Origin of the sequence: Bradyrhizobium sp. Ash2021 (assembly GCF_031202265.1) — a bacterium.
Classification (GTDB): Bacteria; Pseudomonadota; Alphaproteobacteria; order Rhizobiales; family Xanthobacteraceae; genus Bradyrhizobium.
The window spans coordinates 1,735,254-1,746,576 of the sequence record NZ_CP100604.1; the positions used below are offsets into that span (position 1 = coordinate 1,735,254).

Consider the following 11,323-nt stretch of genomic DNA (forward strand, 5'->3'; position numbering starts at 1 on the left):
TCCCATCGCACTTCCCGAGAGGCGGCTGATGGGGCGCTGCGTCCAGCGACCATCGGCTGTCGTCATCAACCTGAAGGAGATAACCATGAGCAAGCTATTCGCGTCGACCAAGATTGGTCCCTACCAACTCTCCCACCGTATCGTGATGGCGCCGCTGACGCGAATGCGGTCTGATCCAGGCGATACTCCGAGCGACCTGATGATCGAGTATTACACGCAACGTGCATCGAAAGGTGGCCTGATCATTTCTGAGGCTGCTCCGGTCTCGGTCCGTGGCTACGGCTATGCCGGCGCGCCGGGCATCTATTCGGATCATCAGATCGATGGATGGCGTCGCGTCACCGATGCTGTCCATGCCAGGGGCGGCCGGATCTTCCTGCAACTGTGGCATGTCGGCCGACAGTCACATACCGATCTGCAGCCCAACGGCGAGCCGCCGGTCGCGCCGTCCGCGATCGCGGCAGAAGGCTATGCCTATACCAAAGAAGGCGAGGTCCCGTTCTCGATGCCGCGTGCGCTCGCGCTGGAAGAGATTCCAGGGATTATCCAGGAGTTTCGTGCCGGCGCCGAGCGCGCACTGCGCGCCGGTTTTGATGGCGTAGAGATCCATGGTGCGAACGGCTATTTGCCTGACCAGTTTCTGCAAGATGGCACCAACAAACGCACTGACGAATATGGTGGCTCGATCCAGAATCGCGCTCGTTTCCTGCTGGAAATAACGCAAGCTGCGATCTCCGTTTGGGGCGCCGATCGCGTGGGTGTCCGCATTGCGCCGAGCGGCACCTACGGTTCGATGTCGGACAGCGACCCGGCCGCGACCTTTGGTTATGTCGTGACCGAGCTCGATCGATTGGGCATCGCCTACCTTCACGTGGTTGAACCGCGTATCAAGGGCATCGAGGAGATCGCCAAGGGCCAGGCTCCGATCGCAGCCCAGCATCTGCGGCAAAAATTCAGCCACACCCTGATCGCAGCTGGCGGTTTCACTGGTGAGAGTGCCGCCGCCATCGTCGCGGCCGGCGACGCCGATCTCGTCGCGTTCGGTCGCCACTTCATCGCCAACCCCGATCTGCCCGAACGTCTCCGGCGCAATTTGCCTTTGACCCGCTACGAACGTTCGACGTTCTACGGCGGCGACGGGCGAGGTTACATCGACTATCCGAGGCACGCCGATGTGGTGCCGGCGGCGCTCTAATTCTGGACGAAAACCGTGGCGCGCCAGAGTATGGCGCGCCGCGCCGGTCGCGTATCAAGCCCTAGGAGTCCGTCCAGATAGGTGCTGCGACGGGCATTTATTGGCATGTTAGCCGGCTCAGGCAGCCTTTGCGAGGGTGAACAGCTTCAGGAGGTTGTGGGCGGTGCAGATCATGGCCCACTCGGCACGCACTTTTTCGACACCCCGCAACAGGAACTGGCGGAAGCCGCGCGCCTGTTTGATCTGTCCGAACACCGGTTCGACCACTTGCTTTCTCAATCGGTAGGGCGTTTCGAAGCCGCCATCGTCGATCTTCTTTCGCATCCGTTGGGTCAGCGGTCCGCCGATTTTTCCGTTCGCGGCTGTCGGGTGCTTGGCGCGTCCAGGCGCGACATAGCCGTCGACGCGATGTGCTTCGAGCGCTTCGAGATTGGATTCGCTGCAGTAGCCGGAGTCCGCTGAGGCCTGCTCCGGCGTGCGGCCGAGATTGTTCTCGATGGCCTCGATCAGGGGCACCAGCTGGCCCTGATCGTTGCCGCACTGCGTCAGTTCGTGCGCGACAATGATCTGGGCGCCCGCATCGACGGCGGCCTGTGCATTATAGGCCTGAACGAAGCCATCCTTCGACTTCATGATGCGGCTTTCCGGATCGGTGAAGTTGCGTTGCGACTTGGGATCAGGCTGGTCCGATGCCGGCGCCGCCGGTTTGCCCGGCTTCTTGCGGCCTTCGGCTTGGCGCTGCTGTTCCTTTTCGGCCTCGATGCGACGCTCTTCCTCCGCGGCCAGCCTGGCGTCGGCCTCCAGCGCCGCCATCGCCTGCTGGATCTTCGCCAGCCGCTTCTCCTTGTCGCCAGCCCAATCCGGCAGCTCGTCGCCGCGTTTGTCTTTGCCGAAAGTCTCGTCCTCCTGAGCATCCGCCGCCTCAGCGGCCGCCAGCATGCGAGCGACCTCGGCTTTCAATTCCGCCTCGCGTTTCTTCATGCGCTCATAACTCATCGCTTTATGTTTCGACGCGTTCGCTTTGATCTTCGTGCCATCAAGCGCGACATGGCCGAGTTTGACCAGCCCTGCCGTCTCGCACAACTTCAGAACCTGCAGGAACAGTGCGCCGAGCGCCTTCAAATGCCGCTTGCGGAAGTCGCTGATCGTGCGAAAATCCGGCGGATCGAGCGCGACAATCATTACAAAATCATTCCGTTCGCGGCAGGCCTTCGCGATCCGCCGCGATGAATACAGCCCACTCGCATAGCCGTGCAGCACAAGCGCCACCATCATGCGCGGGTCGAACGGCGGCTGCCCGAGCCCGCTCACATAGCTGCCCGTGATCTCCTTGAGATCGAGGCTCTCCCGCACCAGTTCAACGATAAACCGCGAGACATGGCCTTTCGGCACGAAGTCCTGCACATTCGGCGGCAGAAGCAGCGTCTGATCGATATTCCAGGGGCGAAAATACTTGCTCATCGCCCAAGGTTGAATCAGACTCGCTCAGAATTGAACAGCCACTATTCGGACAGGCTCCTAGCGGAACGGGATGATCAGCGGCCTGTTGTTGTACCGCTCCAGAGAACCTCACGCCGCCTCACGACCGATGCGGATTTGAGGAGCGATAAAGTGTTATTCCTTATCGGAATGGAGACCTGTCCTCCAAAAGGGACTAGTCTCGTGCGCGATCGTTCATCAGACTGAGGCGAATTCGAGCTTTCAAATGTGAGAGCTCGCATGAGATCTCATTTCCAAGAGCCATGATTTGAACGCGGAGACGTGCGGCAGGTTCGCCTTTGAAGGCGGTACGAAAAGGTAATAACCCAGGCCGGTTTGCAACGGAGAGTCGATCGCCAGCTTCAATGAGCCATCCCGTAATTCGTCTTCCACCAGGCAACTCGGCACAAGCCCCACACCAAGTCCCGCCGCAACGGCTTGAACGAGATGCGATGTCAGCTCGAACTGAGGTCCCAGTCGCATGGCAGCATCAGGAAGTTCATGGCGATGAAACCATTGCCGCCAGACCAACGGTCTGCCCGTCACCACGAGCAGGAGGTGGCGCGCAAGATCAGCCGGTGTGTTGATCGGCTTGCCTGCGGCCAAAGCTGGGCTGATGACCGGAAGAAGTTGCTCATCCATCAGTTGATAGGAAGCCAAGCCGCGCCAATATCCATCCCCGACGCTGATCGCAGCGTCCATCCCGGCGAGCTCAAGATCGAACTGACCGATTCGAGAGTGGATGTGTATCAATACGTCCGGGTGCCTTTGATAAAAATCCTTCAGGCGCGGCATAAGCCATTTGCTTGCAAAGGTAGGAAGGGCGGCAAGGTGCAACGAGCCGCGTCCGTTCCGATATGCCATCGCTTGCAGCGAAGCGCTCCGCACGCGTTGCAACGCGCCCGAGAGTTCGCGCTGATACATGGCGCCGACTTCTGTGAGCGCGATCTGCCGCCCTTCGCGATGGAAGAGGGTGACTTCCAAGAGGGCTTCGAGCGCAGCAACCTGCCTGCTTATCGCGCTTTGAGTGAGCGACAATTCGTTCGCCGCGCGCGTGAAGCTGAGATGCCGGGCGGCCGCTTCGAACGCCACCAGCAACGACATTGAAGGAGTGAGGCGGCGCGGATGCATTCATAAAGCTCATGCTCAACCTGAAAACTTTGCGTTTGAGTCCGCAGCGAGTCAAGTCGACGTTGCGCTAAGAGACGCTCCGTTCGTTTGAGGACGATCGAAACAAGGAAGCGCGGTCACGATCTCAGGGAGGAATTGGATGCTCGATCGAAACAGTGCAGTGCAGCATCGACCGATAAGCCCCGCATTCCCGTACGACATGAAACGACTGTCCGTGCTCGACGCCGAGATGGCCTATGTCGATGTCGGGCAGGGCGATCCGATCGTGTTTCTTCACGGAAACCCTACCTCGTCCTACATGTGGCGGAACGTCATTCCGTATGCGGTGCCCTTCGGGCGAGTGCTTGCACCGGATCTGATCGGCTTCGGCCAATCCGGCAAATCGCCGCGGAGCGCTTATCGCTTCTTCGATCATGTCGCTTATCTCGACGCGTGGTTCGACGAGTTGGCGTTGGCCGGAAATATCGTGCTCGTAGTGCAGGATTGGGGCGCCGCGCTCGGGTTCAATCGAGTCTGTCGTTATCCCGGTAGCGTTTCCGGCATCGCCTACATGGAGGCGATGGTCCGCCCCCGCCGATGGACCGATATGCCTCCTGAGCGGCAGCAGATCTTTCGGCGTCTGCGTGGCCCCGAAGGAGAGGACCTCGTGTTGCGCGACAACTTCTTCGTCGAGAAGATGCTGTTCGAATACGGCGTCATCCGAGAGCTGAACGTCGAAGAGAAAGCGGTCTATGGCGCACCTTTCAGCGTGCCGGAATCGCGCCTGCCGACATTGATGTTTCCTCGCGACATTCCATTCGACGGCGAACCGGCCGACATGAACGCCGCGGTCGAGCGCTACAGCGCCTGGATGGGGGCGAGCTCGCACCTTCCCAAACTCTTCATCGACGCCTCGCAGGGACACGGAACGGCTGGAGCCGCACGCGAGCACTGTCTCAAATGGCCGAACCAAACGGTGGTCGGGGTCGAAGCCAAGCACTACGTGCCGGAAGATGCTCCGCACGAGATCGGGGAAGCGCTCGTCGAATTCCTGAAACGGATTCGAGGCGGCGCATGAGCAGGAACTGGCGCCACCTTCACGATGCGCTCCGCAGCGCGCTTGGTTCGGCGGTTCGCTTCGATACCGCGCACAAGGCCGTCTACGCGTCTGACGCATCCAACTACCGGCAAGTGCCGATCGGCGTCGTCGTGCCGCGTTCCGTAGATGAGTTCGTGAGAGGCGTCGCCATCTGTCACGAAAATCGGGCGCCGTTATTGGTTCGCGGTGCTGGCACGTCGATGAGCGGCCAGACGGTCAACGAAGCCGTGGTTTTTGATCTGTCGGTGGCCTGCAGTCGTATTCTGGAAGTTGATCCCGCGTCTAAGACCGCGCTCGTCGAGCCTGGCGTGGTCTGCGACACGTTGCGCTCTGCGGCGGAACATCATGGCCTGACGTTCGCGCCGGACCCTTCCACCCACAGCCGTTGCACGCTGGGAGGAATGATCGGCAACAATTCGTGCGGCGCTCATTCGGTGATGGCCGGTAAGACGCTGGAGAATGTCCGCGCCCTCGAGATCATGACTTATGATGGAGAGCGGTTCTGGGTAGGACCTACGACCGAGCAGGAAATCGACCGAATCGTCCACGCTGGAGGACGCAAAGGGCAGATCTACCGCGATCTCAGGGATCTGAGAGATCGCTATGCCGACCAAATCCGGAAGAGGTTTCCATCGATCAAGCGGCGCGTGTCCGGCTTCAATCTCGATCAGCTTCTCCCGGAAAACGGGTTCAACCTGGCTCGCGCGCTGGTCGGGACCGAAGGTACATGTGCGCTTATCCTCAAGGCATCTCTGGATTTGGTCAGCAGCCCTCCCCACAGGGTTCTGTTGGTTCTCGGCTTCGACGACATCTACCTCGCCGCCGACGCCGTTCCTGAGTACGAGCGCTTTCGGCCGATCGCGGTCGAAGGGCTCGATCGGATGATCATTCGGGGTCTTCAGGCGCGCAATCTCGCTCAGGCGGAAATCGACCTTTTGCCGCCCGGCGATGCCTGGGTCGTGCTCGAATTCGGGGCGGACGTGGAAATCCAGGCAAGCGAACAGGCCGAGAGGGCGGCCGCCTATTTCCGGGCCAGACCGGGCGGTCCGAGACCGACCACGCGGATCGTGACGGATCGTGCCATGCAACAGCGGATCTGGTCGATCCGCGAAAACGGCGCTTCGGCCACGCAGTTGTCAATCGATCCTGATGTCCCCGACCCGCAGGTTGGCTGGGAGGACGCGGCCGTAGATCCGCATCGGCTGGGGGACTACCTCCGCGCCTTCAATGCGCTCGTGGCGCGGTACGGATACCGGACCTCTCTGTTCGGGCATTTCGGCGACGGCTGCGTACACGCGCGCATCACGTTCGATCTTCGGACGAAGCAAGGGGTCGAGCGATACAGAAGTTTCGTTCGGGAGGCCTCGGAGCTCGTTGTCGCGTTCGGCGGGTCCCTGTCCGGCGAGCACGGCGACGGACAGGCCAAGGGCGAGTTCCTGCCGATCATGTTCGGCGACGAACTGACGGATGCGATGCGCCAGTTCAAGCGCATTTGGGATCCTGACGGTCTCCTTAATCCCGGAAAGGTGGTTGACGCCTATCGGGTCGACGAGAATCTGCGCGCCGGCCCTGACTACAAGGTCGTTCCTATATCCACGCACATGACGTTCCGGAGCCAGGAAGGAGACGGCTTCCAGCGCGCGGTCGAGAGGTGCGTGGGCATGGGGAAGTGCCGCGCAGCGAAGGGCGGGACGATGTGCCCGAGTTTCCGGGCCACCGGCGAAGAGCGCTACTCGACGCGCGGCAGGGCCAGGCTGTTGTGGGAGATGCTTCAGGGGAAAGTCGTACGGGACGGTTGGAAGAGCGAAGCCGTCAAGGAAGCCCTGGACACCTGCCTGAGCTGCAAGGGCTGCCGCAGCGACTGCCCGACGCACACCGACATGGCGACGTACAAGGCCGAATTTCTATCTCACTATTACGAGCAGAAGTCACGCCCGCGTCAGGCTTGGTCGATGGGACGCATCGGCGACTGGGCTCCCTTGGCCGCGGCAGCACCGCGATTCACGAACTTCATGACGAATGCGCCGTTGCTTGCGTCCGTATCGAAATGGGTCGCGGGCGTCGCGTCCGACCGCACCCCTCCGAAATTCGCCGAAATCGGCTTTCGTCGCTTATTTCTCTCGGATCAGGTGGCCGCTCCCGGCGACAAGATGCCAGTAATTCTGTGGCTGGACACGTTCTGCGACAACTTCCAGCCGGAGGTCGCGAAGGCAGCCGTGGCGGTTCTTCGGGACGCGGGCTTCGAACCGATCCTGCCGACGCGGCGCCTATGCTGCGGTCGCCCGCTGTATGATTTTGGCTATCTGGAGCTCGCGAAGCGCCGGCTGCAGGATGTCGTCGACGTCCTCTCTCCCATGCTGGACGCGGAGCGCGAGCGGCCTCTCGGCATCGTCGGTCTCGAGCCGGGATGCTTGTCCGTGTTCAAGGACGAGTTGCCCAAATTGTTTCCCAACGATCCTCGAGCCCAGAGGATCTCGCGCAGTGTCTTCCTGTTGGGCGACTTCCTGCTCGAGCACGATTACAAGCCGCCATCTGTTGAAGTCGACGTGCTCGTCCACACGCACTGTCACCAGAAATCGCTGTTCGGCAATCGAGGCGACGTCGCGATGCTCGAGAGAGCCGGCACGCGCACGATGTGGCTCGATAGCGGTTGCTGCGGAATGGCCGGTTCGTTCGGTTTCAATCCGGATCATGCCGAGCTTTCACGCAACGTAGCCGAGTTGGTCCTCGCGCCCAACGTCCGCAAGCAGCTTGCCGGGACCGTGATCATGACGAACGGCTTTAGCTGCCGCGAGCAGGTCAAGCACATGACCGGTCGGACCGCCATGCACCTGGCTCAGGTTCTGGCTATGGGCCTCCCCCGAACGAATGCGGTGATCAAGCATCGGCAGGAAAGCGAAAGCGTCGCGCCCAACGGCATCGAGAGCGCTTTGTGAATCGAAGAGGGAAACACATGTCAAGACAAGCCAACGTTGAAAGAAATCGGCTCAGTGGTGTCCTCGCGCCTGTGCTGACGCCGTTCGATCAGGAGAGCGAGCCGGACTTTCCCGCTTTCCTAGCTCACTGCCGGTGGCTCCTCGACAACGGCGCTGGATTGGCAATCTTCGGCACGAACTCTGAGGCCGCCTCGCTCAGTACCGATGAACGGATCGCCCTGACCGACGGCTTGATCGAGGCCGGCATTCCGGCGGACAGGCTGATGCCGGGGACGGGCGCATGCTCCGTCAAGGATGCCATCCGTCTGACGAGGCACGCGGTCCAGAGTGGCGCGGCAGGGGTCCTGATGTTGCCGCCCTTCTATTTCAAAAACGTCTCCGAAGAGGGCATCTTATCGTACTACGCGGAAGTCATCGATGCCGTCGCCGAGCCGAACTTGGCGATCTATCTCTATCACATTCCGCAACTAACCCAGGTGCCGATCACGCTGTCGCTCATCGAGCGGCTCCTCAAGCGCTATCCGCGCGCGATAGCGGGCGCGAAGGACTCCTCCGGAGACTGGGCCAACTCGCGGGCGATGATCGAGAATTTCGCCGAGGAAGGTTTCGACGTCTTTCCCGCAAGCGAAATCTTCCTGTCGGACGCGCTCTCGATCGGTGGCGCCGGCTGCATCAGCGCGACGGTCAACATCAACCCGGCCGCGATCAGTAGCCTGTTCCGAGCGCTCAGCGGCGATCAGCCCAGCCACCAGACGCGGCCGTTGCAAGCGCAGGTGGACGAGGTGCGGCGGACCTTTCAGTCGTTCGAGCTGATACCGGCCATGAAGAGCGCACTAGCGCACTACACCGGTAAAACGACCTGGAAGATCGTGCGGCCGCCGCTCACTCCCTTGAGCCAATCGGCGCACGCCGACCTTCTGAAGAAGCTGGCTTCGCTGAAATTCGAAATGCCGGTCGCGCAATAGAAATAATCTGAAAACATAAGAAACGCTGGAGGAACGAAACGATGATGACGAACGAAGCTATGTCTCGGCCGATCGCGGACTCGGACTTACGGCCAGCCAGTACGCGGCAAGCGGTCGGCCTGGTGTTGCTGCTAGGCGTCTCGTACATGTTCAACGCGATGGACCGACAAGTCTTTCCAGCGTTGTTGGGGAGCATTCGCTCCGACTATGCTCTCACACTTCCACAAGCCGGTTTTGCAAGCACTGTCTTCACGGTCAACGTGGCGATCTTCGCTGCCCTGAGCGGTTGGTTCATGGCCAAGTTCGGGCGCCGCTACGTTCTGTTGGGCGGGCTTGTCTGTTACTCGCTGTTCACGTTGCTAACACCGTTCGCCACCGGGTTCGTCAGCCTGACGGTGTTGCGGGCCCTCACGGGCGTCGGGGAGGCGCTCCAGGTGGGCGCCGTCTTCGCGTGCATGGGAGCGTACTTCGGCGCGCGACGCGGCGCCGCCATGGGCGCGATGCAAACGTTTTTCGGCTTGGGTGCGTTCCTGGGGCCGGTTCTCGGCACGCGGCTCGAAAGTTGGGCCAACTCGTGGTCGGCCTCGTTTTACGTTTACGGAGTAGCCGGGATCGTCGTTGCCGTCATCGCCGCGATCGTCATTCCCTTGGAATTCACCGACGCCGGCCCGAGCCCCTCGATGGTAAGGGAAGCAGGGAGGACGACCGAGTCGATCTGGACCCGCAACCTGCTACTGAGCGCCGTGTCCTTCGGGCTCGTCGGGTTCTCGTTCTTTTCGTACTCGGCGCTCTACGCGAGCTACGCTCACACCGAGCTGGGCTTCTCGGTCGTGGATGCTGGCGCCGCGCTCGGCATGTACGGCATCGGGGCCATGCTCGGAGTCGTCGGCGGCTGGCTGGGCGATAAGGTCAGCGATAAGTGCATCATCGGCGGCCTTCTGCTGATGGCGACAGCGGGCTACGTTCTGTTCGACGGTCTCCCTCAATTCAAGCTTCACTTGTTGCTGTCGCTGATCTTCGGCCTGACGATGAGCGGGTTCCTGTTCACGCGGTTCATGGCGGTCGTGCAGCGAAGCGTGGATCCGAGCCAGATCGGACACGCCGGAGCCGTCGCTCTTGCGGCGTTCTATCTCCCGGGGCCCTTCGCCGGCTACCTCTTCGGCAAGATGGTCGAGATCGGCGGTTGGTCGGTTGCCTCGCTCATTTTGGTCGTGGGCCCACCATTGCTCGGGGTCGTTCTGATGAGCTTGTACGATTTCTCCAACATGCGGAAAGACTGAGAGGAGCTTCACGATGACAAGCAAAAACGGGTCTTCATCTTCACGCCGCGCGATCGTGATCGGCGGCTCGATGTCGGGTCTCTTCGCAGCTTCACTTCTGCGGAAGGCCGGCTGGGAGACCGACGTATACGAGCGTAGCGATGTCGAACTTCGTGGGCGTGGAGCGGGAATCGTCACCCATCCCGATCTCATACAGTCGCTGGAGCGAAGCAGCGCACAATTGAATGACTTGGGCGTCACTGTCCACGAACGCGTCGCGTTGGATTCCCAGGGGAATGTGATCGAGCGACTACCCTACGAACAGATCGTCACGTCCTGGGATCGACTGCATCAAATTATGCGAGCCACGATTCCTCAAGGCACGCATCATCTCGGTTACAATCTGAAGGCCATCGAGCAGGACGCGGACTCCGTGACGGCGATCTTCGAGAGCGGCGAACGAGTGACCGGTGATCTGCTCGTCGGCGCTGACGGGTTTCGCTCGGTCGTGCGCAACATGTTCGCCCCGGAGATTCAGCCGATCTACGCGGGTTATGTGGTATGGCGTGGTCTTGCTGACGAGGACGCCATTCCGAAAGAGGCGCACGCTGCGGTCTTCGACAAGTTCGCGTTCTTCTTGCCGCCTCATAACAAGAATATCGGCTATCCGATCGCCGGACCGGACAACGATCTGCGGCCTGGCCATCGTCGGTGGAATTGGGTCTGGTATCGGGCGGTCGACCGAGCCGCTTTGGACAATATACTGGTCGACGAAGACGGGGTGTACCACGCCGTTTCGATCCCCCCGCCGAAGGTCCGAGCCGATGTCATCGCACGTCTCAAGGAAGACGCGCGGGAGTTCCTGCCTCCTCCGATGCGCGATATTTTGTTTTGCGTCGCCAAACCCTTCTTTACGCCGATCTACGATCTGCTGGTCGAGAGGATGGTGTACGGCCGCGTCGCGCTGATCGGCGACGCCGCTGCGGTCGCTCGGCCTCACATCGGCATGGGTATCGCCAAGGGCGGCACGGACGCGGAGGTGCTGACAGACTCGCTCGCAAGCCATCCGAATTTGCTCGAAGGTCTGTCTCGCTTCGAGCGTGAGCGTCTGCCGATCGCCGGGAGGGCCGTGGCCCAAGGGCGCAGCCTCGGAGAATACATGCTCGCTCATGCGTCGCCCGGAAATGGGGCCGACGACGCGCATTGGTGTGAGTTCCACAGCATTCGGGGCATTCTCAAGCACACTGCGTCGTCCGCATTTCTTCATTCAGCCTAGGAGC

8 protein-coding genes are annotated in these 11,323 nt (G+C 61.0%); 6 read left to right on the forward strand and 2 right to left on the reverse strand.

The window, feature by feature from the left end:
• The first annotated feature begins 85 nt into the window (after positions 1–85).
• The gene (locus NL528_RS08300; protein WP_309182220.1) at positions 86–1,195 is read left to right on the forward strand and encodes an alkene reductase; all 1,110 of its coding nucleotides are present in this window, start codon (positions 86–88) and stop codon (positions 1,193–1,195) included.
• A gap of 117 nt (positions 1,196–1,312) precedes the next feature.
• On the opposite strand, the gene NL528_RS08305 is transcribed toward NL528_RS08300, so the two are convergent.
• Complete coding sequence (locus NL528_RS08305) at positions 1,313–2,656, reverse strand: IS1182 family transposase (protein WP_074272158.1); 1,344 nt, start codon at positions 2,654–2,656, stop codon at positions 1,313–1,315.
• Positions 2,657–2,896: 240 nt separating this feature from the next.
• Positions 2,897–3,805, reverse strand: a complete 909-nt coding sequence (locus tag NL528_RS08310) for a LysR substrate-binding domain-containing protein (RefSeq protein ID WP_309182221.1) — start codon at positions 3,803–3,805, stop codon at positions 2,897–2,899.
• Positions 3,806–4,004: 199 nt separating this feature from the next.
• On the opposite strand from NL528_RS08310, the gene NL528_RS08315 reads away from it, so the two are divergent.
• The 5 genes from NL528_RS08315 (at position 4,005) to NL528_RS08335 (ending at position 11,319) form a co-directional block, all read left to right on the forward strand.
• Positions 4,005–4,862, forward strand: a complete 858-nt coding sequence (locus NL528_RS08315; protein ID WP_309182222.1) for a haloalkane dehalogenase — start codon at positions 4,005–4,007, stop codon at positions 4,860–4,862.
• Positions 4,859–7,819 (forward strand): FAD-binding and (Fe-S)-binding domain-containing protein, encoded by a 2,961-nt coding sequence (locus NL528_RS08320; RefSeq protein WP_309182223.1) that lies wholly within the window; start codon positions 4,859–4,861, stop codon positions 7,817–7,819. The genes NL528_RS08315 and NL528_RS08320 overlap by 4 nt, the downstream gene beginning before the upstream one ends.
• Positions 7,820–7,836: 17 nt before the next feature.
• On the forward strand, positions 7,837–8,784 hold the full coding sequence (locus NL528_RS08325) for a dihydrodipicolinate synthase family protein (RefSeq protein WP_309182224.1): 948 nt from the start codon (positions 7,837–7,839) through the stop codon (positions 8,782–8,784).
• 146 nt (positions 8,785–8,930) lie between these two features.
• Positions 8,931–10,064: an MFS transporter gene (locus NL528_RS08330; RefSeq protein WP_309182225.1), complete on the forward strand. Its 1,134-nt coding sequence runs from the start codon at positions 8,931–8,933 to the stop codon at positions 10,062–10,064.
• Positions 10,065–10,119: 55 nt separating this feature from the next.
• Complete coding sequence (locus NL528_RS08335) at positions 10,120–11,319, forward strand: FAD binding domain-containing protein (protein WP_309182227.1); 1,200 nt, start codon at positions 10,120–10,122, stop codon at positions 11,317–11,319.
• Positions 11,320–11,323: the final 4 nt, after the last annotated feature.

Bases quoted from the DNA above. Each gene is read 5' to 3' on its own strand.
- NL528_RS08315 (WP_309182222.1), top strand. From the start codon at position 4,005: ATGAAACGACTGTCCGTGCTCGACGCCGAGATGGCCTATGTCGATGTC.
- NL528_RS08310 (WP_309182221.1), bottom strand. From the start codon at position 3,805: ATGCATCCGCGCCGCCTCACTCCTTCAATGTCGTTGCTGGTGGCGTTC.
- NL528_RS08320 (WP_309182223.1), top strand. From the start codon at position 4,859: ATGAGCAGGAACTGGCGCCACCTTCACGATGCGCTCCGCAGCGCGCTT.
- NL528_RS08300 (WP_309182220.1), top strand. From the start codon at position 86: ATGAGCAAGCTATTCGCGTCGACCAAGATTGGTCCCTACCAACTCTCC.
- NL528_RS08330 (WP_309182225.1), top strand. From the start codon at position 8,931: ATGTTCAACGCGATGGACCGACAAGTCTTTCCAGCGTTGTTGGGGAGC.
- NL528_RS08325 (WP_309182224.1), top strand. From the start codon at position 7,837: ATGTCAAGACAAGCCAACGTTGAAAGAAATCGGCTCAGTGGTGTCCTC.
- NL528_RS08305 (WP_074272158.1), bottom strand. From the start codon at position 2,656: ATGAGCAAGTATTTTCGCCCCTGGAATATCGATCAGACGCTGCTTCTG.